General features: G+C 55.8%; 22 protein-coding genes. 9 read left to right on the plus strand and 13 right to left on the minus strand.

The annotated features are described in order from the left end of the window. Positions 1-15 precede the first annotated feature (15 nt). Together ACRZ91_RS04880 and ACRZ91_RS04885 are read right to left on the minus strand one after the other, a co-directional pair. Positions 16-192, minus strand: coding sequence for a hypothetical protein (locus tag ACRZ91_RS04880; protein WP_480903020.1), 177 nt, complete (start codon positions 190-192; stop codon positions 16-18). Between the two features lie 130 nt (positions 193-322). Next, positions 323-1,090 (minus strand): hypothetical protein, encoded by a 768-nt coding sequence (locus ACRZ91_RS04885; RefSeq protein ID WP_480903021.1) that lies wholly within the window; start codon positions 1,088-1,090, stop codon positions 323-325. Positions 1,091-1,395: 305 nt separating this feature from the next. On the opposite strand from ACRZ91_RS04885, the gene ACRZ91_RS04890 reads away from it, so the two are divergent. From ACRZ91_RS04890 to ACRZ91_RS04905, 4 genes are all read left to right on the plus strand, one after another. Next, positions 1,396-1,821, plus strand: a complete 426-nt coding sequence (locus ACRZ91_RS04890; RefSeq protein ID WP_170540470.1) for a DUF2852 domain-containing protein — start codon at positions 1,396-1,398, stop codon at positions 1,819-1,821. A gap of 65 nt (positions 1,822-1,886) precedes the next feature. Next, positions 1,887-2,318 carry an RDD family protein gene (locus ACRZ91_RS04895; RefSeq protein WP_010442168.1) on the plus strand — a complete coding sequence of 144 codons (432 nt, stop codon included), beginning with the start codon at positions 1,887-1,889 and terminating at the stop codon, positions 2,316-2,318. A 76-nt stretch (positions 2,319-2,394) separates the two neighbouring features. Then, positions 2,395-3,219: an arginyltransferase gene (locus ACRZ91_RS04900; protein ID WP_170779962.1), complete on the plus strand. Its 825-nt coding sequence runs from the start codon at positions 2,395-2,397 to the stop codon at positions 3,217-3,219. 6 nt (positions 3,220-3,225) lie between these two features. After that, positions 3,226-3,615 (plus strand): VOC family protein, encoded by a 390-nt coding sequence (locus ACRZ91_RS04905; RefSeq protein WP_480903024.1) that lies wholly within the window; start codon positions 3,226-3,228, stop codon positions 3,613-3,615. 70 nt (positions 3,616-3,685) lie between these two features. Here the strand turns inward: ACRZ91_RS04905 and ACRZ91_RS04910 are convergent, their stop codons facing one another. The 3 genes from ACRZ91_RS04910 to ACRZ91_RS04920 all read right to left on the minus strand — a co-directional run bounded on the left by ACRZ91_RS04910 (position 3,686) and on the right by ACRZ91_RS04920 (position 8,186). Then, the gene (locus tag ACRZ91_RS04910) at positions 3,686-6,040 is read right to left on the minus strand and encodes a TRAP transporter large permease subunit (protein ID WP_480903026.1); all 2,355 of its coding nucleotides are present in this window, start codon (positions 6,038-6,040) and stop codon (positions 3,686-3,688) included. 17 nt (positions 6,041-6,057) lie between these two features. After that, a complete protein-coding gene (locus tag ACRZ91_RS04915; protein WP_319544782.1) occupies positions 6,058-6,984 on the minus strand; it encodes a TRAP transporter small permease subunit in 927 nt (308 codons plus the stop codon). Positions 6,985-7,103: 119 nt separating this feature from the next. Beyond that, positions 7,104-8,186, minus strand: coding sequence for a TRAP transporter substrate-binding protein (locus tag ACRZ91_RS04920; protein ID WP_170473331.1), 1,083 nt, complete (start codon positions 8,184-8,186; stop codon positions 7,104-7,106). Positions 8,187-8,432: 246 nt separating this feature from the next. Between ACRZ91_RS04920 and ACRZ91_RS04925 the strand changes: the two genes are divergently transcribed. Further along, on the plus strand, positions 8,433-9,866 hold the full coding sequence (locus ACRZ91_RS04925) for a cache domain-containing protein (protein WP_029622026.1): 1,434 nt from the start codon (positions 8,433-8,435) through the stop codon (positions 9,864-9,866). Beyond that, on the plus strand, positions 9,866-10,513 hold the full coding sequence (locus ACRZ91_RS04930) for a response regulator transcription factor (protein WP_010442161.1): 648 nt from the start codon (positions 9,866-9,868) through the stop codon (positions 10,511-10,513). Before ACRZ91_RS04925 ends, ACRZ91_RS04930 begins: the two co-directional genes overlap by 1 nt. Before the next feature lie 128 nt (positions 10,514-10,641). Here ACRZ91_RS04930 and ACRZ91_RS04935 read toward each other — a convergent pair whose 3' ends face one another. Continuing rightward, positions 10,642-10,977 (minus strand): bleomycin resistance protein, encoded by a 336-nt coding sequence (locus ACRZ91_RS04935; RefSeq protein WP_480903029.1) that lies wholly within the window; start codon positions 10,975-10,977, stop codon positions 10,642-10,644. A gap of 51 nt (positions 10,978-11,028) precedes the next feature. Then, positions 11,029-11,874, minus strand: coding sequence for a HalD/BesD family halogenase (locus tag ACRZ91_RS04940; RefSeq protein ID WP_480903032.1), 846 nt, complete (start codon positions 11,872-11,874; stop codon positions 11,029-11,031). 436 nt (positions 11,875-12,310) lie between these two features. Between ACRZ91_RS04940 and ACRZ91_RS04945 the strand changes: the two genes are divergently transcribed. The 3 genes from ACRZ91_RS04945 (at position 12,311) to ACRZ91_RS04955 (ending at position 15,727) form a co-directional block, all read left to right on the plus strand. Beyond that, complete coding sequence (locus ACRZ91_RS04945) at positions 12,311-14,062, plus strand: acetolactate synthase 3 large subunit (protein ID WP_170472161.1); 1,752 nt, start codon at positions 12,311-12,313, stop codon at positions 14,060-14,062. A 67-nt stretch (positions 14,063-14,129) separates the two neighbouring features. Next, a complete protein-coding gene (ilvN, locus tag ACRZ91_RS04950) occupies positions 14,130-14,690 on the plus strand; it encodes an acetolactate synthase small subunit (RefSeq protein WP_010442156.1) in 561 nt (186 codons plus the stop codon). 383 nt (positions 14,691-15,073) lie between these two features. Then, positions 15,074-15,727: a helix-turn-helix domain-containing protein gene (locus tag ACRZ91_RS04955; RefSeq protein ID WP_480903034.1), complete on the plus strand. Its 654-nt coding sequence runs from the start codon at positions 15,074-15,076 to the stop codon at positions 15,725-15,727. 10 nt (positions 15,728-15,737) lie between these two features. On the opposite strand, the gene ACRZ91_RS04960 is transcribed toward ACRZ91_RS04955, so the two are convergent. The 6 genes from ACRZ91_RS04960 to ACRZ91_RS04985 form a co-directional block, all read right to left on the minus strand. Beyond that, positions 15,738-16,535 (minus strand): DUF2189 domain-containing protein, encoded by a 798-nt coding sequence (locus ACRZ91_RS04960; RefSeq protein WP_480903036.1) that lies wholly within the window; start codon positions 16,533-16,535, stop codon positions 15,738-15,740. Positions 16,536-16,564: 29 nt separating this feature from the next. Continuing rightward, entirely contained in the window at positions 16,565-17,962 is a 1,398-nt protein-coding gene (locus ACRZ91_RS04965; RefSeq protein ID WP_480903038.1) for an amidase, read from the minus strand. Between the two features lie 104 nt (positions 17,963-18,066). Then, positions 18,067-18,774, minus strand: a complete 708-nt coding sequence (locus tag ACRZ91_RS04970; RefSeq protein ID WP_480903040.1) for a M50 family metallopeptidase — start codon at positions 18,772-18,774, stop codon at positions 18,067-18,069. Continuing rightward, entirely contained in the window at positions 18,775-19,902 is a 1,128-nt protein-coding gene (gene prfB / locus ACRZ91_RS04975; RefSeq protein WP_480903042.1) for a peptide chain release factor 2, read from the minus strand. An 88-nt stretch (positions 19,903-19,990) separates the two neighbouring features. Continuing rightward, positions 19,991-22,477: a penicillin-binding protein 1A gene (locus ACRZ91_RS04980; protein ID WP_480655275.1), complete on the minus strand. Its 2,487-nt coding sequence runs from the start codon at positions 22,475-22,477 to the stop codon at positions 19,991-19,993. A 95-nt stretch (positions 22,478-22,572) separates the two neighbouring features. Further along, the gene (locus ACRZ91_RS04985) at positions 22,573-23,793 is read right to left on the minus strand and encodes an N-acetylmuramoyl-L-alanine amidase (protein ID WP_480903045.1); all 1,221 of its coding nucleotides are present in this window, start codon (positions 23,791-23,793) and stop codon (positions 22,573-22,575) included. Positions 23,794-23,821: the final 28 nt, after the last annotated feature.

Here is a 23,821-nt window from a genome sequence, read left to right on the forward strand (position 1 = left end):
GCTTTGGCCAATTCGTTATAGCCACAGATCAGGCGGCGGCAAATCGAAATTGTACGGGTTATCAGGCCCCTGCCCGATCTGGTCCCACGCGTCATAATGTCCATCTTCGCGCATCTTCACGAACACCGCCTCAAGCTGATCGTTCAATTGCGCCAACCCATCCCAGGCCTCACCCATGCTGTATTGAAACATGGCTAATTGATCAGCAAGCTGATCTGAAAAGGGAGGAAATTCCAAGCTTTCAAGATCGCGAAACACGATAGGCACATAATCGTAAAACTGAAACTCCCGCGTCTGGGCATTCAAATAGTTTATCTGCCCCTCAAACGCGACTTCGGCAAGCAGCTCGTACTGACCATAAGTATTCATTTGAAATTCGATCGAATACTGGAGACTGAATGAAAAATCGGCGATTCCGTTTTTGAAACGCCTCTCCTGCAATCGCAAGAACTTCATGATAGCCATAAGACGTTAGGACCGGATCTTCACTTCCAAAGAGCATTTGGGTCTGAAAGCTCTCTTCACGCTCTGCTTCGATGAACAAATGGTAAAACTGAACCGACTGATCCGTATACTGCCCCTCAAATCCAAAGCTTGAATAGGTTTGATAACCTGCCGGCACAAACTGACCATTCTGATGTGCGAACTCAAGTTCGACAATTTGTTCATGATACAGCTCAGATATTTGCGTCGTGCTGTTATCGGACGCCATTTGGTATCCCGTCAGCAAAAGATCGAATTCCGCCCCATCAATTCCGGCCCCGTGATAGACACCAACCTCCGAGGATACATGCCCACCGTGTAGCTCATGAAGTGTGATGTTGGGCAGATCGTCTTTACCAGTCAGATCATAAGGGTCGAGGTTTCGAAACGGGACCTTATTCTGACCCACTGAGCTTGCGCTGACATCCAGCGAAGTATCTTGCGCAATACAACCCGGATCGGTGGCGATTTCATATTGGAAGAGTTCATCGTGACCCAGGGGCCGATCACCCGCACCATAAGTGTCTGTAACCAACTGAGGTTCGATCGGTAGGATGAACTCATCACCCAGCAAAGGCTGCCAACGCGATGTATTCCCAGCAATCATTTTATAGCCTCCCTGCAAATCCAAGCTCAGCGTTATGTATGCACATAAACCTGGATCACTAGCGAAGAGGTTGAATATTAAGCGATCTTAATCGGGCGTTAATTCGCATTGCACGCACATACTCGGCTGAAGTACGGGAACAGAAGCGATCGCCACCCCTATTATTTACAAAGGCCTTTTTTAACGAAACGAACCCGTTTCTGAGCTAATGTAAATCTTTTTCACATACACCCCTTGCATTGCCGATCGACCCCTCCCATCTAGGAAATGTGAAGAGAATTTACATCCTAACTGGAGAGAGCAAAATGACCGCATTGTCCGACCACGCCGTTCCCCAAAACCCGGGGTGGCTGCACCGAAGCGAAGCTTGGCTTGACAGCAAGGGCAAAGGCGCCTGGATCGCCGCAATGGTCCTTGGCTTTATCTTCTTCTGGCCGATCGGCCTTGCCTTCCTTGCCTATATGATCTGGAGCAAACGCATGTTCAGCAAATCCTGCAGCCGTCGTTCATCGTGGAACAGTCACATGAGCGCAATGAAACCTTCGGGCAACAGCGCATTTGACGCGTATAAGGCTGACACGCTGGCGCGACTCGAGCGTGAACAGAAGGACTTTGAGGCCTTCCTGCACCGCCTGCGAGAAGCCAAGGATAAGGCCGAATTCGACGAGTTCATGGACGAACGCGCCCGCGACAATCGCGACGACGCAGACGATGGCAATAAACCCGTCTGATCTGAACTTGCCCTGTCCCGCCTGTCGGGACAGGGTGTTTCTGACAAACTTCCGGACCGCACTCTATGACTCACCTGCCTGATCCCGACAGCCAGCCCGAATTTTATCAATCCGTGGCGACCAAACGCTTCTTTGCTTGGCTGTTCGACATCGCCTTCATCTCGCTGCTGTGTACAGTTGCAATTCTGCTGACCTTTGGCATGGGTTTTTTCATCCTGGCCCTGATCTATGCCGTGGTTAGCTTCGTCTACCGCGTTGTCACTATCGCGAATGGCTCGGCCACGTTGGGGATGCGCTTCATGGGGATCGAGTTGCGTGATGCGTTTGGTGCCCGGATGGATACAGGCAAAGCCATAGCACACACGGCAGGCTATTTCGTTAGCATGGCGTTTCCGGTACTGCAGATCATCTCGGTTATCATGATGATGACCAGCGCCCGGTGTCAGGGCCTTACCGATGCCTTCCTTGGCACCGTGATGATCAATCAACGCGCCTGACTAAACACCTGAGTGAGACACTTGGCGACACCAAAAACCGTTGCTATCATCGGTCCCGAGGAAATGCGGGACCTTCATGCGACACACGCTGCCAATCGCGCCACAATTCTATGTGACGGCACCCCAACCCTGCCCTTATCTTGAGGGCAGAATGGAGCGCAAACTGTTCACCGCCCTTCAGGGAGAAGGCGCGGACCAGCTGAATAATTGCTTGTCGCAACAAGGATTTCGCCGTTCGCAGAATGTGCTTTATCGTCCGTCCTGCACCGATTGCGCCGCCTGCCTGTCAGCGCGCATCGATGTTTCAAGCTTTCGCCCCAGCAAAAGCCAGAAACGGACCTATCGGCGCAATTCCTACCTGAATCGGCGTGCCACATCGCCGTGGGCCACGGATGAGCAATTCGACCTATTCCGGCGCTATCTCGATGCTCGCCATGCTGATGGCGGTATGGCCGATATGGATGTGTTTGAATTTGCCGCGATGATCGAGGAAACCCCGATCCGCAGCCGCGTAGTGGAATATGCCGATCCCGATACAGACGAATTGATCGCAGTCAGTCTGACCGATGTGCTGGATGACGGGTTGAGCATGGTCTACTCATTCTACGATCCACAGTTTCAGCAACACTCTCTGGGTACGTATATGATCCTCGACCATATTGAGATCGCGCGCGAGGCCGGATTGCCTTACATCTATCTGGGATATTGGGTCCCCGGCAGTCCCAAGATGGACTATAAAGCCAAATTTTCGGGGCTTCAGGCCTATATTCGAGGCGAATGGAAGCAGATTGAAGACCCGGAACAATACGCCCAGACAGCGCACCACCCTCTGTCATCGGCCCCCATTGCCGAGCAAGTGGCCAATATCCAACTGCCTGACAGACATCCGACGAAAGGCTAACCTGCAATGAGGCAGAGCCTTCACGCGGTCACTCTTGTAGTGCCGGATTACGATGATGCGATTGCGTTCTACACCAATGTGCTGAGCTTCTCGCTGCTCCAGGATATAGATCTGGGTGGTGGCAAACGTTGGGTGCGCGTCGCGCCTCCGGGATCATCCGGGGGTACGCTGTTGCTTGCCAGGGCTGCGAATGGCGTCCAGCGCTCGTGCATCGGGAACCAGACAGGGGGCCGTGTCGGCTTCTTCCTTGAAACAGATGATTTCAATCGGGACTACGAAAACATGCGCGTCAACGGCGTTCATTTTGAAGAACCGCCTCGCTACGATCCCTACGGTACCGTAGCGGTCTGGCGTGACCCCTTCGGCAATCGCTGGGACCTGATCCAGTTCACCTGATCCCCTTCACAGTTGCATAAAGCAAAGGGGGCATCGAAGCCCCCTTTCCCTTGGACATAAATCGCCTCAATCAGCTTGGTATCAGATCGGGCACAATGGTGACGATCGAGGGGAAGAACCACAAGATCGCGATACCCACCACCTGAATGATCACAAACGGTATGATGCCACGATAGATGTGGCCGGTTGTGACCTCTTTGGGCGCAACCCCGCGTAGATAGAACAGCGCAAACCCGAAAGGTGGCGTCAGGAACGAGGTCTGAAGGTTCACCGCAACCATGATCGTCACCCATTTCGGATCGAATGACCCGCCATAGATCACCGGTCCCACGATTGGGATCACGATGTAAATGATCTCAAGGAAATCCAGAACGAAGCCCAGGAAAAACAACACCAGCATCACAATCAGGAAGACTGTGAATTCATTGTCGAAGCTCTTGAGGAATTGCTGGATATAGTGCTCGCCTCCGAACGAGATCACCACCAGGTTCAGCAGTTGCGATCCGATCAGGATGGTAAAGACCATCGAGGTCACCTTAGCCGTCTCGCGCACTACAGGTGTCAGCACCCCGCTCGAGAACAGCACCCAACATGCGAACAACAGCCCGAACAGCGCGTAAAGATAAGCGGAATAGGCAATGATGAAGGCAATCCAGCTTTCGACCGTGACACCGCCCTGATTGATACGCAGATCAAAGTTCACGCCCATCAGCAGCGCAATGATCACTGCAAAGGTCGACCATATGATCACCTTGCCCGACCTACCCTGATCCTGCAGCTTGCGATAGGCCGCCAGCATGATAGCCCCACCCGCCCCCAGTGCCGCTGCGGGCGTGGGGTTGGTGACACCGCCAAGGATCGATCCCAGCACCGCGATGATCAGGACCAGCGGCGGGAACACCACCCTGATCAGATCATTAGTGGCGCATCGTGCGGCCGCCTCTTTGCAGCCATACATGGCAAACGCGAAGGGTATCGCCAGCAACAAGAACGTCGCCCCGGACGACGTTGTCGGCGCAATCAGCAGCACATCGACCAGCAGCATCAGCAACAAGCCGATAGCCCCGACGATCAGAGGCTGCGGCGACCGCGATGGAGCAATCCCGCGTCCCAGTACCAACGTGAGCCCCAGCAGAACCACAATAACGGCAACACCGTTTCCTATCGGTGCAGCGGCAGCGATCTTGGCCTTTTGTGCAGCCGCAAGTTCCTCTTCGCTCAGACGTTGGGATTCAGCCGCACCTCCTGCCTCATCGATCGCTTCCTGCTCGGCCACCGCCTGATCCCAGGCGGATTGACCATGCAGTTCGATCATCGAAGCCTGACACTCTTCCGAGACGTTTGTGCGCAGTGATGCGCCCTGCCCGATATCCGAGAATGCCGAGACTGAGACATTCTGGCTTCCGATCACGCCCGCACTGCCCAGCAGCACAGCGCCAACGATCAGAGCAACCGGAGCACCCAGCAGCCAAGTCAGACCTTCCGAGCGCGTGATGGTTTCACCCGAACCGCCCGACAGCTCAACCGCAGGGGCCTTTTCCGGGTTCAACAGTGCATAACCAAAGGCATAGAGCGCATATAGCAGCGCCAGCATGATACCTGGCAGCAGCGCCGCCTGGAACAATGTGCCCACCGAAACGACCGCAGGCTCGCCCAGATAGGTCAGCGCGTCGGTACACCCGGCCTCGACCGCTCGCGTTTCCTGCGCGGTCGAATAGAGGTCACCGGCCAACGTTCCAAGAAGAACGATCACGATGGACGGTGGAATGATCTGCCCCAACGTACCCGAGGCCGCGATCACACCCGTCGCCAGTTCCGGCGAATAGTTGTTCCGCAACATGGTGGGCAGGGCCAACAAGCCCATGGTCACCACAGTCGCGCCCACGATACCGGTCGAAGCCGCAAGGAATGCACCCACGACCACAATCGAGACCGCAAGGCCACCGGGCAAGGGCCCGAAGACGCGTGCCATTGTGGTCAGCAGGTCATTCGCGATCTTCGACCGCTCCAGCGTGATGCCCATCAGGACGAACATCAGCACCGCTAGCAGGGTTTCAATCGATTGCCCGGCCAGAACACGTTCGTTCATACGGTTCACGATGAAAGAGACGTTCCGGTCCAGCGCGGTTTCCCAGCCTTGTACAAAGACCGGCTCGGCGATCCTTGGCAAATCCGGGTATCGGAACACGGATATCACGTCAGGTTTGACACCCGAATTCACCACGTCGCGGTAGGCTTGCGAACCGGTGTCGATCGCTTGGTGGATCAACAGCCCGGCGCTGTCTAATGCGGCGATTATCCCGAAGGAAATCACCCCGGCCCCACCGATAGCAAAAGCCACCGGAAAGCCGCTAAGAATTCCACCAAACAGGCAGAAGAATACGATAATGAGGCCTATTTCGACGCCATCAAGTCCGAATAGCATTGTCTGGTTCTCCGTCCCTAATGCGCGCCTTCATAGGCTTCTTCACCCTCGCCAAGGCTGTCCTTGTCGAGGTATTTTCCTTCACTTTCCGGCCCTTCCACGTATTCCAGATACGAGCGATACAGGAACGCAATCGCGTGCAGGAACACCATGGCGGCAAAGGCCACCAGTAGGATTTTGAACAGGAAATAGGCGTTGAACCCATTGGGGCTGAACCCGATGGTTTCAACGTTCCAGCGCAGCGCGCGGGACTTGGCCAGCAACCGGTCCAGTGTATCACTGGCCGAGGGTTTCGGCACGATCAGGTGCCGCCACATGAAGTACCAGCCATACATCCAGGTCAGCACGGCCATGGGCATCATGAACAGAACCGCCCCGCACATATCAACGACGCGTTTGGCCTTGTGGCTGATACCCGCATAAATCAGGTCAACGCGGACGTGACCGCCTTGCACGAATGTGTAGGTGCAGCACAGGCAGACGACCATCGCGTTATAAAGTTTAAGTTCTTCGGCAAACCAACTGATATCCATCTGAAAAGGGATACCCAAACCAAAGGACATATCTGGCCGCGTGAACACCCGCTGCATGAATACGATCACGATCTGCTGGATCACCATCAGCAGTCCTGCCCAGGCAAAGAAACGGCCCGTGGTGTTTGCGAAACCTTCAAGCCCGCGCACCATCCCCCACATAAAGTTCCGGTAGTAGAGCCCTATGGCCGTCAGCACCAGAAACAGCGCGAAGATCACGAAGAAGAACTCGACAGACCCGCCGTAATAGACAAAGCGCATGATCGCTTCTTTGTCCGACCAGTTCAGCCAGAGCTGCGGATGCGTGATGGCGTATCCGAAATTATAGAAGGCTTCGGCAATGTTCTGAATGAACCATATCAGTCCATTCCACAGGGCGCCGAAGAACGAGATACCGTTTTCGTCCTGCATGTTGTCCTCAGGTCGTATCGGTTGCACGTTTGATTATTGCGGCATGTCCGAACCGCTTATGTGCAACGGGAAAGGCTCCCCCGCCTTTACGGGGGAACCGATTGCATTGAGCGGTTTACTTAGCCGCGAACGCGGTCGCGTTGTGCGGTGTAAACACCCGACGACAGGTTGTTCCATGCCGAGGACTCAGCCATCGACGCCATGGCGCTGTCGTGGATGCGCTTGAACAGCTCGTCACCCATGTTCTCGTCCAGAACTTCCTGGCTGGCTGCACCAAATGCGTCCCAAACACTGTCAGGGAATTCCATGACCTTGACGCCACCGGCTTGCAGGCGCGCCAGCGCGGCACCGTTGTTGGCCAGGAATTGTGCCAGGTTCCACTGGTGGCATTCGGCTGCTGCGATCTCGATGATCTTCTGCTGCGCAGCGGACAGGCTGTCATAAACCTCGCGGTTAGTGGCCAACGACAGACCCGCACCCGGCTCATGGAAGCCTGCGGTGTAGTAGGTCTTGGTGATTTCCTGGAAGCCCGCTTTTTCGTCAGCCCAAGGACCGATCCACTCGGTTCCGTCAATCGCACCGGACGACAGCGCCTGATACACTTCCGAACCCGGAATGTTCTGAACCGAGGCACCCAGCTTGCCCAGCGCCTTACCGCCCAGACCCGGCATACGGAACTTCAAGCCGTTAAAGTCTTCGGGACTGTTGATCTCTTTCGAGTACCAGCCACCTGCCTGCGCGCCAGTATTACCGGCCAGGAAGGATTTCAGGCCGAAGATTTCGCCCAGCTCATCATGCAGCTCCATGCCGCCGGCATGGTAATACCAGTTCACCAGTTCCTGCGCGGTCATGCCGAACGGAACAGCGGTGAAGAAGGCATAGCCCGGGTGCTGACCCACAAAGTAGTAGTCTGCCGCGTGGTACATATCAGCCTGACCGGACGATACCGCGTCAAATACTTCGAAAGCACCAACCAATTCACCGGCTGCTTTGATTTCAACGTTCAGGTCGCCATCCGACATCGTGGTGATGCTGTCGGCGCAGCGCTGCGCGCTGTCAAACACACCCGCAAGGCCACGGCCCCACGAGGTAACCATGGTCAGCGTGCGCTTGCCCTGCGCATAGGCGGGCGCTGCCAGCGTGGTGGCTGCAGCGGCCGAGCCGCCCAGTGCTGATGTTTTTAGAAACTTACGACGATCCATATGAGTGATCCTCCCCTTCATATTCATTCCCCGGGTGATGCCGGGTCGATCGTTTCCAGTGCGCGTTAGCCTAGTTCCGCACACATGAATGTGAATACCTACTACTACGTAGCCAGTCAGATTTTTTTGGATTTGAGGGCGCAATTCGGGCTGATTTCGCGTGCCCAGCGCTAAATCGCGTTGCCTGAGGTCACTGATCAACCAATCTTTTTGCAATTTCGCTGCGGCTTGCGTATCGATTCGATCATGAGAGGTTTCCGGAATCTCATCTCGCTGACTTACGCGCAGAAATTGTCGCTTGTCGCTGCAATCCCACTGATTGCGGCGGTGGCGGCGATCGCCTTGGTCGTCGCATATGAATCCCGCGCAACCGCTGAAAGCGAGATACAAGCGCTTGAACGCCGCCTGATCGAAGCCAAGAAGGACGAACTGCGCAACTACGTCACACAAGCGCGCAACGGGTTTGCCTATATCTACGGTCGCGCCTCGCCCGATGACGAGGTGGCAAAGAACCTGGTCACGCAAATCCTGTCGGCGATGATCTACGGCAAAGACGGGTTCTTCTTCGTGTACGATTATGACGGCAACAATCTGGTCAGCCCGCGCCAGACCGAGTTTATCAACCGCAACTGGGTTGGCCTAACGGATAGTGATGGCACGCCCATTGTGGATGAGTTCATAAGCCTCGCCCGCCAAGGCGCAGGATGGCACAGCTTTATGTGGCAAAAACCTTCAACCGGGGAAGAGGCGCAGATGATCGCCTATGTCGTCGGCCTTCAGGATTGGCGCTGGGTGGTGGGCACAGGCGTTTTCATCGACGATATCGTCGCCACCGTGGCCAACGCCCGCGCCGAGGTCGAGGCGCGCGTGCAGCGCACATTCCTTTATATCGGGGGTATCGTTCTTGCAGCCGTACTGATCGTCTTTGCATCCGGAATGTTGCTGAATTTCCGCGAACGCAGATTGGCCGACGCCAAACTCAAGGAACTAACCCAGCGCGTGCTTGATACCCAAGAGGAAGAGCGCGGGCGCGTTGCCCGTGAATTGCACGATGGCATCAGCCAAATACTGGTCGGCGTCCGTTATGCGCTGGACAATGCCCGTCGACGGTTGGGCCGCGGAGACGACGCAGCCGCGCAAGCTCCGCTGCAAACAGGTATCGATAATCTGGCCACCGCCATCACCGAAGTCCGCCGTATTAGCCGCGATCTGCGCCCCGGCGTTCTGGACGATCTGGGTCTTGGGCCTGCCCTAAAAGCACTAACAGACGACTTCAGCGAACGCACCGGGATCGAGACCGAGTTTTCGACAGTCGTGTTCCGTAACCGGCTGGATCAGGACAGCAAGATCGCCCTTTATAGGATTGCACAGGAAGCCCTGACCAATATCGAGCGCCACTCAGGCGCGACACGTGTTACCATAGATCTGCGGGGTCATAAGAAAGGCGCCACGATGCGGATCACCGACAATGGCCGCGGATTGCGTAGCGAACCCGGTCAAGTCAGCGCCGGGATCGGATTGCGCAACATGCAAGAGCGGATTGAGCAGCTTGACGGCAGCCTGCGTATCCTCTCCTCTCGCGGCGGACAAAGCGGCACTGTGATTGAAGTCAGCCTGCCACTCAGCCATATGCTGCCGCCGCAGGAAGATCCAACGCCAAAACGAAAGGCCGGTCTCTGATGTCCGACACGACCACCCGTGTACTTATAGTCGACGATCATCCCATGGTCGCCGAAGGCATTCAGTCACTACTGGAAAGCTTTGATGAAATAGACGTGGTTGGCACGCTCTCGAACGGGCAAGAGGCGGTTGATCAGGCGACCCAGCTCGAACCAGACGTGATCCTGATGGATCTCAACATGCCTGGTCTCAGCGGGCTCAACGCCACTGAGATTATCTTGGAACGCCTGCCTGAAACCCGCATTCTGATCCTATCAATGCACGACAGTCCCGAATATATCTCGACGGCGCTCAGTCACGGAGCCAAGGGCTATATCCTCAAGGACGTTCCAACCGAAGAAATCAAGCAAGCTATCGACGCGGTGATGCGTGGCGAGCGCTATCTCTGCACCGGTGCCAGAGGTTCTTTGGAACCGAAAGAGGGTGACACGCGTGAAGCGCTAACCGGGCGCGAACAGACCATCTTGCTGGAGCTCGCGCAGGGCAAATCCAACAAAGAAGTCGCGCAGTCTCTGGATATTTCTGTCCGCACGGTCGAAACTCACCGTAAGAATATCAAACGTAAACTGGGGATCTCTTCGACTGCCGGTCTGACCCGCTATGCGCTGGAACACGGCGTTCTGCAGGGCACCAGCCCGGGGCTCTGACCGCAGCGCGATACGCGCTGCCCGACCCAACCGGAAAAGGCGCGCTGAATGGCGCGTTGATAACGGGCGGGAGCTTTGCCCGGTTACCTGGGGCGAATGTCCTGACCAAAGAAGATCAGCGTTCCATCTTAGTCGATCACATGAAATTCGCGCTGTTGATAGGGCTGATCGAAAGGCGGGCGCACGCGGCCTTCTGGCAAATCGGCCAGCCGCCCTTTCATCTCTTCATAAAGCTCATCAATTCCGTCGACATCAATATAGAAGGATTGGTTATCACCCAATGGTTTACCATCCGATCGCGGCGGGCATTCCAATAAACGAATGGCAACTTGATCCAACCTTAGAAACGCATAGTTCTCCTGCCTGAAATTGCACGTAAATCGCAGCTTCTTGCAATAAAACTCAATCTGCGCTTCCAAAGACGAACAAAGAACAAATGGTGTGAGTTGCAGTATTTGCGACATTAATGGTTTCTCCGCAGATAATATAGTGGCCAGTCTAGCCTCTCGCTTAACTCAATCCAGCAATTCGTCATCCCGAAGCCCAGCACGCGCGTAATGATGGGGCAAAACCCGACCATAAAGTTGCCGTGTACGCTCAACCCCGCCGCACATCCCTTCGGTTTCTACAAATGAAAAAATTCCGACATAGCGTTTGCGATCACCTTCGACCGGAGCAACCCGGTGCAAGGCATAACGTCCTTTGAAAATCTGCAGGTCTCCTGGTTGCAGTTCCAGTTGGTGCACACCCCTACTGCTGCCATCTAAAATCGCAGCGACGCCTTTGAAATTTTCGTCTTCACTGGTTCGTAGGTTGGGAGCGTATTCGAACGCGCCACCTGCTTCGCCATTCTGAATTGCCAGCGTCACAGTGTAATTATTGGTGTCAAAATGCCACGGAAAGCCGCCTCCCTTCTCGACTACATTGATGATCACGTCCGCCAACGGATCGTCATATCTAAAGAACCGATCCTCTGGCTCATTCAGCGCCTCGCGGATGAAGGGCATGAAACCTTCATACTCATAAATACGTCGCAAAGGGCTTGTGGCTATAAAATTATCCGCTGGCACAAAGGCATTGGACCGGTCAAAAAACCGCCGGATCGGATGCCCGATACCAAAGCTCGGGTCGTCCTGAGTGAAATAGGCGTTCGTGCGATTGAATGACCGATGCGCCTTGGGAGCGACCTCGTCGGCCTCGGCAATCAGTCTTTCCAATCCCTCTTCATGCACAAAGGACGGCAGGACTGCACATCCATCAGCATCCAGATCCCGCCGCAGGTCCGCGATCAACTGCCTATATCCATAGGAGTCAGGCCGATCGATCGGATATCGCCCTAAATCTACAAGATCGTGCAACATGTCTGACCTCCCGATGTAGTGCTGTTTTCATCAGCCTGCCTCAGCATCGGGGGTTGCTCTGGTCTGTTTCAGACATGGACCTGACGCAATCAGACCAGCCGCACGTATGGTCATGCACTCAAAATTTCACCCAAATTTCACCCAAATTTCACGGATGTTTCTCGAGCTGCGTCATTTTGCGCAATAAAGTAACAAAAAATATGAACACTGACTTACAATATTTTTGTATTTGCCTGTTGACGCCCCTTCCCCTCAAACATAATGTCCCTGCACGCAAAGAAGGAGCCTCTGGCGATGAAAGCGCTAGTCGTAATCGTAGGAAACACGCGCATGGGCCGGTAACGGTAAACCATAATCGAACCCATGCGCCTCCGAAAATCTCGGGGGCTTTTTTTTGGCAACACGCAAGACACATGTCGCGAACGGAGCAAAGCAGATGACACGTGAGATGACCGGCGCAAAGATGGTAGTTCAGGCCCTCAAGGATCAGGGCGTGGACACAGTTTTCGGATACCCCGGTGGCGCCGTCCTACCGATCTATGATGAGATTTTTCTGCAAAACGACATTCGCCACATTCTGGTACGGCATGAGCAGGGTGCGGTACATGCCGCTGAAGGCTATGCCCGCTCAACCGGCAAGCCGGGCGTTGCCTTGGTCACATCCGGTCCCGGTGCGACAAATGCGGTGACCGGCCTGACCGATGCGTTGCTGGATTCGATTCCGATCGTTGTTCTGACCGGTCAGGTTCCGACCTTCATGATTGGCTCTGATGCCTTTCAGGAAGCGGACACCGTAGGCATCACCCGCCCCTGCACCAAGCACAACTGGCTGGTGAAGGATACGGACTCGCTGGCGGCAACAATGCATGAAGCCTTCCACGTGGCAACCGCGGGTCGTCCCGGCCCCGTGCTGGTCGACATTCCGAAGGACGTTCAGTTTGCCTCGGGTGAATACACGACGCCAAAACCGTCAACCTCCCACTATCAGCCAGTATTGAAGGGCGATCTGGAAGAAATCACCGAACTGGTTGCGGCAATCGAGACCGCGAAGAAACCGGTCTTCTACACTGGCGGCGGTGTCATCAATTCGGGCCCTGCAGCCAGCCAGCTGTTGCGCGAGCTTGTAGACGCAACCGGCTTCCCGATCACCTCGACCCTGATGGGGCTTGGGGCTTATCCGGCCTCGGGTGAAAACTGGATCGGTATGCTGGGGATGCATGGGCTCTACGAGGCCAACATGGCGATGCATGATTGCGATCTGATGATCAATATCGGCGCGCGCTTTGACGACCGTATCACCGGCCGTATCGATGCGTTCTCGCCGAACTCGATCAAGGCCCATGTGGATATCGACCCATCCTCAATCAACAAGGTGATCCGGGTGGACATCCCTATCGTTGGCGATGTTGCCCATGTGCTTGAGGATATTCTGAAAGTCTGGAAGGCACGCGGTCGCAAAACAGATGCTGCCAATATCAAACAGTGGCAGGACCAGATCAACGAGTGGCGCAAAGTTAACTGCCTTGCCTTCACCAACAGCGAGAAAACCATCAAGCCGCAATACGCGCTGCAACGGCTTGAAGAGCTGACAAAGAACCACGATCGATACGTCACGACTGAGGTTGGACAACATCAGATGTGGGCGGCTCAGTATCTCGGCTTTGAAGATCCAAACCGCTGGATGACATCGGGTGGTCTGGGCACAATGGGCTATGGTTTCCCCGCCTCGATCGGTGTGCAGATGGCGCATCCCGATGCGCTGGTCATCAACGTGGCAGGTGAAGCGTCGTGGTTGATGAACATGCAGGAAATGGGCACCGCAGCACAGTACCGCTTGCCGGTGAAGCAGTTTATCCTGAACAATGAACGCCTTGGCATGGTGCGCCAATGGCAGGAGCTGCTGCATGGCGAACGCTATTCGCACAGCTGGTCCGAAGCACTGCCTGATTTCGTCAAACTCGCCGAGGCCTTTGGTGCCAAGGGTATCCTGTGTTCCGACCCAGCAGATCTGGACGACGCGATCATGGAGATGATCAACTATGACGGCCCTGTGATCTTTGACTGCGTTGTCGAAAAGCACGAAAACTGCTTCCCGATGATCCCATCAGGCAAAGCCCATAACGAAATGCTGCTGGGCGAGGCCGAAACGCAGGGCGTGATCGATAGCAAAGGCTCGGTACTGGTTTAACAAAATTCGACGAATTTTGTCGGGCGCTTCGGTGCCCGGCCATCGAAAGATGATGAAAGGGACGTAAATGTCTGCCCTACAAATCAAAAAAGGCGCAACTCGCCATTCTGCTTACAACCTACGCCCAACTTTCTCGGACGTTCAGGAACAGCATACAATTGCGGTTCTGGTTGAAAACGAACCGGGCGTTCTGGCGCGGGTGATCGGACTGTTCTCGGGCCGCGGCTATAACATCGAAAGCCTCACGGTCGCCGAGGTGGATCATACAGGCCACCTGAGCCGCATCACTATTGTTACCACCGGCACCCCGCAGGTCATCGAACAGATCAAGGCACAGCTCGGGCGCATCGTCTCGGTTCGCGATGTCCATGATCTGACCGTGGAAGGCGCCTCGGTCGAGCGCGAGCTGGCGATCATCAAGGTTGTCGGCGAAGGAGACAAACGGGTCGAGGCGTTGCGTCTGGCCGACATATTCCGCGCCAATGTGGTCGATAGCACGCTGAATTCATTCATTTTTGAAATCACCGGCGCGCCGGACAAGATCGATGCGTTTGCTGACCTGATGCGCCCTCTGGGGCTAATCGAAATCGCCCGGACCGGTGTTGCTGCCCTGCTGCGTGGTGACTGACATTTTGGCACCATCCTCGGCTGTGCTTGCCCAGCCGAGGACCCGGCAACGCGATAAGATTAAACAATAGTCCGAAATTAGTCCGCATTCCACACAATTCACGAACAATAACATGTAAAAGATCATGCAAATAAACTGAATCGCTATTGATTTTGCATGACGTAACGTTAGCCTGACCCGCGTAGCGGGGCCTCATCCGACGCCCCCATTTGTCATTTTTACGATTTCTGACTGACGTGCAGCCACTGTGTTGACGTCTTCTTGTTATTTCGAATCTCAAGCAGAACCGTGGAATTGACGTGACCGACACCAATCGCAGCCCTGCTAAATTACGTAGAATGTTTGGCGCGAACCTTCGGCAGCTTGCACAAAGATACCCATCGGTGTCTGAGCTATGCCGCCAGCTGGGAATCAATCGAACGCAGTTCAACCGATATCTGGCCGGTGAGAGCTTTCCGCGCCCGGATATCTTGGATAGGATTTGTCAGTTTTTCGATGTCGATGCGCGTATCCTTCTAAAACCACTGGATGAAATCGAGCCCCACGCCACGCATCCGGCGGTAAATGTCATCGATCGTTACCTCTCGGCTAACGTCGATACGACGTTTGCGACCGGCTTTTACCAAGCCATTGAGCGTGACCAGACAGCCGCGAGCCAGCCCCATCACCGGCTGTACCATGTGCGTGAGATCTTCAATTGCACCCTGCTACGTGGTTATGATCCCTGTTCCTCACTATCCGAGAGACCCGCAACGCGTGAGGTTCGGGGTATCGTGTCTTATGCAGATGGAAAGATCTGTGCGTTGATTTCACGAAAAGGCGCGCAAGATCGTCGAATGATGGTGCTGTCTGAAACAAGCGAAGAGAACGGCACCCGATTGTTGGGCTATGTCTATCGGCTTGCAGAAGGATCCGAGCTAGGCCAGAGCACCCAACGGGTTGAGCTACGGCACTTGGGACATGACCTGTCTGCTGCATTGAAATTGGCGCGCAAAGCAAAGCGCTCAGCACACCCAAGCAGGGGCGCTTCGACCTGAGATTACGCGTTCAGGCACTCTCAGGTTCAGCAGTTTCTGATGTTCCACCATCTGAGATCAAACGATAGAGATGCCAGCTTGCGTGTCCAAGCAACGGCAGAACCAGAAACAGACCCAAGAACCAGGGCACCATCGCGAGAAATGTGACAATCGCGATGAATCCACCCCACCCCAGCATCACTTTCATGTTCGCCTTGACGTAACCAAAGCTTGAGATCATCGCTGTCACGAAATCTAATTCGCGATCCAGCAACATTGGTATCGATAGTACCGTGATCATGTACAAAATGATCGCAAACACGGCACCGACCAATGTGCCCAAAGCTAACATGCCCAAACCATTAGGGGTCAGAAAGACTTCAAACGAAGTCGAGATGTTGGTCATCGTCGACAGCCCCATGAACAGGGCAAAGATCATGTGACCCAGAAAGAACCAGAACAGAAATATCACCACTATGATCGCGCAAATCGACGGCAGTTGCCTGCGGCTTTGCTGAACGACGACGCCGAATATCGCAGCAGGGTTCAACGGTTCGCCCTGTTCCAATCGGTGCGACACCTCGTACAGTCCTACGGCGGCGAACGGCCCGATCAAAGGAAACCCGATTGCGGCCAGAACCAGCCAGAATGATGTACCGGTCTTTAGTGTAACCCAGGCCATGAGCCACCCGGCCAAGACGTAAAAACCAGCAAAAAGAAGCCCGTATAGCGGCGCGCTGCGAAAATCTTGCCAGGCGCGACGCAGCGCTTGTTTCAGCATCGAAGTATCGACCGGTTTCAACGTCGGCACACCAAAGGGTTTATTCATTCCTGTTTGCTCCTCCCAGGCGTTTCTTTCTACATGGCGGGGCGTTTCTGTGGCCAGTGCGTTTCTGCATGATAAGCCGCGCCCATCGACAAGATTTTCGCATCCGATCCACGCGGGCCAAATAGTTGCAGCCCCATCGGCAACCCATTGGCCCCAAACCCGGCTGGAGCTCCCAAACAGGGTAGACCCAGCAGGCTGACTGGCGTCACAACCTGCATCCAGCGATGGTAGGTATCCATCCCCTGCCCTTCGATTTTGGTTGGGTATGGTGTTTCGATCTCGAATGGCCAGACCTGCGCAGCTGGCAATACCAGAGCGTCATAATCAGCAAATATCTCTGCCGCGCGTCTGTGCCAGTCTGATCGAATAACACTGGCGCGGTGCACATCCATTGCGCTGAAAGACAGCCCACGCTCCAACTCCCATTGCGCTGTATCTTTGAGTACGGCTTTGTCCCGAGCCAGAGGCTCAAGCCCAGTTGCCACGCTCCATGAGCGCAAAGTGATCCAGCTGTCCCAGATCAGGTCCGCATCAAAGGGTGGTTCAAGCGTCTCAACCCGCGCGCCGTTTCCTTCAAAAACCCGCAACGCATCTCTGCAAAGCTCAAGTATGCCCGGCTCATATGGAAACGCCCCGCCCCAGTCACCCAGCCAGCCGATACGCATTCCAGTCAGATCGGCGGTCTGAATGGGGGACACTGCCGCAACCTCGGCGCTCAGGGGCATTCTTGGGTCTGGGCCAGACATCACGTCGAGCAAAAGCCCGATATCTTCCGGGCTGCGCGCCATCGGCCCCAATGTTGAAAGCTGGTGCAGATAGCTGTCGCCAGCTGGTTCGGAAGGAACCCGCCCCCAAATAGGCCTGAACCCATAGACGTTGTTCCATGCCGCAGGGTTGCGCAAGCTGCCCATCATGTCGGACCCGTCGGCCAGCGACAGCATGCCCGTCGCCAACGCCACAGCCGCGCCACCCGACGAGCCGCCACAAGATTTTGCCGTATCGTAAGGGTTGCGGGTTGCGCCATAGACGGGGTTGAACGTGTGCGAACCAAGTCCGAATTCTGGCGTATTGGTCTTACCGATCAGGATCGCTCCGGCTGCGCGCAACCGGGCGGCCAACAGATCGTCAGTTTGTGGGACATGATCCTTGAACAATGGCGAACCCTGGGTCGAGGCGATCCCCGCCACATTCACCAGGTCTTTCACCGCAATCGGTAGCCCGTGCAGAGACCCACGCGTGAGGGCCGCATCCGCCGCCCGCGCCTCTTCCATCAAAGCGTCTTCCTCTCGGAGCGCGACAATCGCGTTCACCGGGCCATTCACCTCAGTGATACGGTCCAGTGTCGCGCGCATCAACTCAACTGCTGAAAGCTGACGGTTGGACAAGCTATCGAGAATGTCCTTTGCAGAGGCTCTGTTCAGATCCATGTGGGTTGGCCCTTTGCCTGTTCCCGATCAGCCTAACGACGTGGTCGGACCATTTAAAGCCACTGTTTAGATGTATCTTTTTTGGATGTGAGCAAAGGTTATGCTCACTTGATCCTGACGTCGATCCGAACATTGCTATCGCGGCCAAGCATGTTCCTCAGGCCAAAGATGATCATGACTAGACTGATGGTCAGCCACAGCCCACCCCACATCATTGTCGTTCCACCGAACTCGTCGGCCAGCATGTACGCGTCTGAACGCAAGCCAGGGCGCCGGATGGTGTCATCGAAGATATCAAAGGGCACGTAGATCATGCTGGTCAATCCAATGACTCGCAAAATCAGATCGCACAGATTGCGGCTCAGGTACCAGGCGATCGCCACCATTGCCACGCCGCTACCCGCACAGAACGCCATGGCAAACGGGTCACGGATATACAGCAGAGTGACCACCAGCATGACGCCACCAAAGAGACCAAGCGCCATCCGATCGGCATTCGTGCGTAAAGCGATCATCAGCAGCCCCATCCCAAGCATCAATGAGCCCAGATATCCGGCTGAAAGGCTGATAAACCGGTTGCCGCCTCGGCCGACCACCAGACCACCCTGTTGCGGTGAGACCGAAAAGCTATCGACCGATCCTCCGGTCAGAACGATAGCAAGGGCGTGCGAAAGCTCATGCAGAAAAACAACCAGGATTTTCAATGGAAGCACCAGCATCGTGTTCCAGAACACAAACACCAACGCGACAATGATGATCAGTTGCCAGTGGCCTCTGATCAGGTTTGCAACAGAGGTCAGGTGCTTTCGCAACTAGCCTTCGCCTTGCGCCTCGGACCGGCTTTTACCCGAGACATTCAGCGCTAGCGTCGCTGCCATGAACTCATCAAGGTCGCCGTCCAGTACGCCCTTGGTATCCGAGGTTTCATGGTTGGTTCGCAGATCTTTAACCATCTGATAGGGCTGCAGCACGTAGGACCGGATTTGGTTGCCCCAACCCGCATCGCCCTTGGCCTCATGCGCAGCGTTAATGTCAGCATTCCGGCGATCCAGCTCCTGCTGATACAGCCGCGATTTCAGTGCCTTCATGGCGATATCGCGGTTCTGATGCTGCGATTTCTCGGAACTCGTCACAACAATCCCGGTCGGGATGTGTGTGATGCGTACCGCCGAGTCCGTGGTGTTCACGTGCTGACCGCCTGCGCCCGAGGACCGGTATGTATCGATGCGGATGTCCGAAGGATTGACCTCGATCTCGATATTGTCGTCCACCACCGGATAAACCCAGACCGAACTGAACGAGGTATGCCGTTTGGCTGCCGAGTCGAAAGGCGAAATGCGCACCAGCCGGTGCACGCCGCTTTCCGATTTCAACCAGCCATAGGCGTTGTGACCGGTGATCTTGTAAGCGGCAGATTTGATGCCCGCTTCTTCCCCCGCCGTCTCGGATTGTAGTTCAACCGTATAGCCCTTTTTCTCGGCCCAACGCACGTACATCCGCGCCAGCATCGAAGCCCAGTCACAGCTTTCTGTACCTCCGGCGCCCGAGTTGATCTCAAGAAATGTATCATTACCGTCGGCTTCTCCGTCCAATAGCGCCTCAAGTTCCTTCTTGGCGGCTTTGGACTGCAGGCTTTTGATGGCGTTTTCGGCGTCGGTGACAACCTCTTCGTCCTCTTCCATCTCGCCCAATTCGATCAGTTCGATATTGTCGCTAAGATCGGTTTTGATGGATTCGTAGGTCTCGATTGCGTCGACCAGCATCTGCCGTTCGCGCATCAGTTTTTGCGCGTTTTCAGGATTGTCCCACAGGTTTGGATCTTCAACACGTGCGTTGAATTCCTCTAGCCGGTGCGGAGCGGTTTCATAGTCCATACGCTGCGCCAGCAGCTCCAGCGACTTTTCGATTTCCGCCACGATATTCTGGGTTTCGGCGCGCATGGTCAGGTCCCAACTTGCTCAATCAGGGTTGCGTGATAGCAAGAGGTGCAGGTCACCACAAGACGACTAAGCGGTGAAAATTGGGCGGTCAGTAAAGCCCACCGCCCTGCAGTTCACCTTGGCTAGCATTGGGGCCGACCGTGATCGTATCACCCGTCGAGGTGGTTACCTGACGGCCCGAGCTGGCCTCTTCAAACAACGGCAAATCCGAGCCCATAGCAAAACCACCATCATAGATGCGGTCGATGAAGCCGTCGACGCCATCACGGAAATACTCGGCCACCACGTATTCTCCACTGGCATCTTCAGGTAGGCGCGCGCCGCTGAACCGGTCGATCTTGATGAAATGGCCGCCCGGAGGCACTTCAAAGGGGCCTCCGCCGTATTTCTCGACGGCCTTTTCCATGAAGCTCTGGAACACAGGGCCACACAGCGTGCCGCCATAGGCCCCCCGGCCCATCGGGCGCGGGCGGTCATAACCGATGTAGCAACCTGCCACGATGTTTGAGGTGAAACCGATAAACCACGCATCCTTGGATTCGTTCGTAGTGCCGGTCTTGCCCGCCGTGGGCACGGGCAGGTTCACGACACGCGACGCGGTGCCGCGATCCACCACGCCTTTCATCATCGACGTCAGCTGATAGGCTGTGATGGCATCCATGACCTGACTGCGATCGGTAAGGATCGTGGGCGATTCATCGGGCTCAAGCCAGCTGGAGTTACAATCCACACACTGGCGATCGTCATGGCGATAGATGGTCTTGCCGAACCGGTCCTGAATACGGTCAACCAGAGTCGGCTCAACCCTCTCACCGCCATTGGCGAACATCGCATAGGCAGCAACCATTTTATAAAGCGTGGTTTCTTCGGACCCCAGCGAGTTCGCAAGGAATGCGCCCATACGGTCATAAACGCCGAACCGTTCGGCATACCCCGCAACAACGGGCATGGTGACCTCTTGCGCCAAGCGGATGGTCATCAAGTTCCGCGACATCTCGATCCCGGTGCGCAACGGCGTCGGACCATAGAACTTGTTGGTCGAGTTCTTGGGACGCCAAAGGCCCTGCGGTGTATTCACCTCGATCGGCGCATCCACAACGATTGTGGCTGGGCTATATCCGCTGTCTAGCGCCGCTGCATAAACGAAGGGTTTGAAGCTGGACCCAGGCTGCCGCTGCGCTTGCGTGGCGCGGTTGAACACCGTGTCCTGATAAGAAAACCCACCCTGCATCGCGAGAACACGGCCCGAATTCACGTCCATCGCGACAAAGCCGCCCTGCACTTCTGGCACCTGACGGGCAGACCACTGCCCCTCTTCGCCGGCCATTACCAGAATGACATCGCCGCGTTTGAAATTGGCTGCGAAATCACCCTGCATCCACTTGATATCTTCGCGGGGGACGGTGCCATCTGCTGGGCCATCTTCGATCCCGACGGTCAGGGATTGGTCGGCCACGTTCAGAACAACGGCCGGATACCATTGCGTCGGCAGCACTACGTCGCGGGGGATTTCCATGATCGCCAGCGCCTCGCGCCACTGAGCTTCATCTGCCAGCTTCTCTTCAGGGATCACCTCACCCGTACCACGCCATTTCCCGCGCGAGCGGTCGTATTTCTGCAGCGCCGTGCGCAGGGCTTTCGCCGCTTCGACCTGCATTTCTTCATCAACCGACGCCCGGACGGTAAAGCCGCCAGTGAAGAACTCACCTTCACCAAAATCCTCACTCAGCTGGCGGCGGATTTCGTCAGTGAAGTAATCACGAGGTGGCAATGCAGTACGGAAGCTTTCAAAGTCACCGTTTTGGACCGAGCGCAGGGGCATCTCGACCTCGGTCTCATAGGTCGCCTGATCAATATACCCGTTCTGCTGCATTTCGCGCAGCACATAGTTACGACGGTTGAGCAGACGTTCCTTCTGACGAACCGGATGGTAGTCGGACGGCGCTTTGGGCATAGCGGCCAGCATCGCCGCTTCGTGTGGTGCCAGCTCTTGCAGGGTCTTGTTGAAGTATGTCTGCGCCGCGGCGGTCACGCCATAGGAGTTCTGGCCCAGAAATATCTCGTTCATATAGAGTTCGAGGATCTGCTCCTTGTCCAGCGTATCCTCAAGCCGAGTGGCGAGGATGATTTCCTTGATCTTGCGCTCGGCCCGGCGATCGCCGGACAGCAGGAAGTTCTTCATCACCTGCTGCGTGATCGTTGACGCACCACGTACGGTTTCGCCCTTGGTGCGCACGGCCTCGACCCCGGCAGCAATGATACCGCGCGGGTCATAGCCCTGATGGGTATAGAAATTCTTGTCTTCCGCAGAGATAAACGCCTGTTTCACCAGATCGGGGATTTCCTCGGACGGCGTGAACAGACGGCGTTCCTGTGCAAATTCGTCGATCAGCTGTCCTTCGCCCGAGTAAATCCGGCTGATGGTCGGCGGCTTGTATTGCGCCAGTGATTCATGACTGGGCAGGTCGCGCCCATACATCCAGAACACCGCGCCAACGACCAGCGCGGCCATAAAAATACCCAAGGTCACGAGGCTGAAAATCGCCCCGAAAAACGAAAGAATGAACCGGATCACGTTACTGCCTTTTACTCGCGGTGACGCCTATATAGTGTCGCCCCCCCGCAGGGTCAAAACACGAAAGGCTACAATGGCCGTTTTGCGCCGCTACGTTATTGACCAATCAGCGATCGTTTCACCAAATCGTCCTGACGCCAGTTCTCAAGCCCCTGCACTAGCCCGCGCGCCATCGAGGCCCGCCAGTCCGGATCAGAGATGTTCTTGAAATCACGCGGGCTGGACAAGAACCCCAACTCGACCAACACAGATGGGATGTCTGCGGCCTTCAATACCGAGAATGACGCAGAACGCAGGGGTCTGCGATTCATCGGCCCACCCTGCTGTGCCATACCATCGACCAACGAGCGGGCCAGCGCTTTGCTGCGCGGTTTGGTCTCTTGCCGGGCCAAATCCAGCAGCACATCAGCGACCTGATCGTCCGCTCCGCTCAGATCGATACCCGCAATCAGATCGCCTCGGTCGTGACGTTCAGCCAGCTTCTGGCTGGCAACATCCGAGGCCTCTTCTGACAGTGTGTAGACGACAGCCCCATGCGCCAACCCTTCGGAAAGCGAATCCGCATGCAGCGAGATGAACACGTCCGCCCCGGCCCTGTGCGCCAAAGCAATGCGCCGCTCTAGCGAGACAAACTGATCGTCGACGCGTGTCATCACCACTTCGTATCCGCCTGTACGCAGCAGCGCCTCGCGCAGTTCGCGTGCGAAGGTCAGCATCAGCGTTTTCTCATTGGTATCAGCGACTTCGGCACCCGGATCGATGCCCCCATGGCCGGGGTCCAACATGACAAGCAACACATGTTGATCAACGCGCCCGGGCATCGCCGGTGTCACCGCGGGTTCCGGAAGGTCCCACCCTGGCTGGCGCGGAGCACCCGCGCTGGCCGCGAAACTGTCAAAGTCAGTCCCTTTCAGATGCAACGACAAATGTGCAGCGCCCGTCGCTTGATCAATCCGCAGATCGGCGGTTTCTACAGCCAAAGGAGCACCAAGCTCCAGCACTAGGCGCGACCAGCCGGGCACATAGGCTCCGTACTGAACACCACTGATACGGTCAGTTTGAAGGAAGGTCCCGCGGTCCAAACCAGACCAATCGACCTCCTGGAAATCCAGCACCATCCGGTAGGGATCACGCAATGTGAACACGCGGTATGGCACACCCTGGCTGAGGCCAAGGTCCAGCCGCACCCCGATATTGCCCTCATCGACGATGCGGCTCTGCTCCGGAAGGGCGCGTGCAAGTGCGCTGAAGTCCTGCGCGATAGCAGCACCAGTCAGCGCCCAGATCAGGGCGAGTGCGAAGAAAATCCTGCTCATGGCCTCAAGTTTTCCCGAGATCGTTTGA

The sequence above is a fragment of the Ruegeria sp. O11 genome (assembly GCF_056535285.1).

Coding starts and splice junctions, on each gene's coding strand:
- ACRZ91_RS04880 (WP_480903020.1), bottom strand. CDS start 192: ATGTTTCAATACAGCATGGGTGAGGCCTGGGATGGGTTGGCGCAATTG.
- ACRZ91_RS04885 (WP_480903021.1), bottom strand. CDS start 1,090: ATGATTGCTGGGAATACATCGCGTTGGCAGCCTTTGCTGGGTGATGAG.
- ACRZ91_RS04890 (WP_170540470.1), top strand. CDS start 1,396: ATGACCGCATTGTCCGACCACGCCGTTCCCCAAAACCCGGGGTGGCTG.
- ACRZ91_RS04895 (WP_010442168.1), top strand. CDS start 1,887: ATGACTCACCTGCCTGATCCCGACAGCCAGCCCGAATTTTATCAATCC.
- ACRZ91_RS04900 (WP_170779962.1), top strand. CDS start 2,395: ATGCGACACACGCTGCCAATCGCGCCACAATTCTATGTGACGGCACCC.
- ACRZ91_RS04905 (WP_480903024.1), top strand. CDS start 3,226: ATGAGGCAGAGCCTTCACGCGGTCACTCTTGTAGTGCCGGATTACGAT.
- ACRZ91_RS04910 (WP_480903026.1), bottom strand. CDS start 6,040: ATGCTATTCGGACTTGATGGCGTCGAAATAGGCCTCATTATCGTATTC.
- ACRZ91_RS04915 (WP_319544782.1), bottom strand. CDS start 6,984: ATGCAGGACGAAAACGGTATCTCGTTCTTCGGCGCCCTGTGGAATGGA.
- ACRZ91_RS04920 (WP_170473331.1), bottom strand. CDS start 8,186: ATGGATCGTCGTAAGTTTCTAAAAACATCAGCACTGGGCGGCTCGGCC.
- ACRZ91_RS04925 (WP_029622026.1), top strand. CDS start 8,433: ATGAGAGGTTTCCGGAATCTCATCTCGCTGACTTACGCGCAGAAATTG.
- ACRZ91_RS04930 (WP_010442161.1), top strand. CDS start 9,866: ATGTCCGACACGACCACCCGTGTACTTATAGTCGACGATCATCCCATG.
- ACRZ91_RS04935 (WP_480903029.1), bottom strand. CDS start 10,977: ATGTCGCAAATACTGCAACTCACACCATTTGTTCTTTGTTCGTCTTTG.
- ACRZ91_RS04940 (WP_480903032.1), bottom strand. CDS start 11,874: ATGTTGCACGATCTTGTAGATTTAGGGCGATATCCGATCGATCGGCCT.
- ACRZ91_RS04945 (WP_170472161.1), top strand. CDS start 12,311: ATGACACGTGAGATGACCGGCGCAAAGATGGTAGTTCAGGCCCTCAAG.
- ilvN (WP_010442156.1), top strand. CDS start 14,130: ATGTCTGCCCTACAAATCAAAAAAGGCGCAACTCGCCATTCTGCTTAC.
- ACRZ91_RS04960 (WP_480903036.1), bottom strand. CDS start 16,535: ATGAATAAACCCTTTGGTGTGCCGACGTTGAAACCGGTCGATACTTCG.
- ACRZ91_RS04965 (WP_480903038.1), bottom strand. CDS start 17,962: ATGGATCTGAACAGAGCCTCTGCAAAGGACATTCTCGATAGCTTGTCC.
- prfB (WP_480903042.1), bottom strand. CDS start 19,902: ATGCGCGCCGAAACCCAGAATATCGTGGCGGAAATCGAAAAGTCGCTG.
- ACRZ91_RS04985 (WP_480903045.1), bottom strand. CDS start 23,793: ATGAGCAGGATTTTCTTCGCACTCGCCCTGATCTGGGCGCTGACTGGT.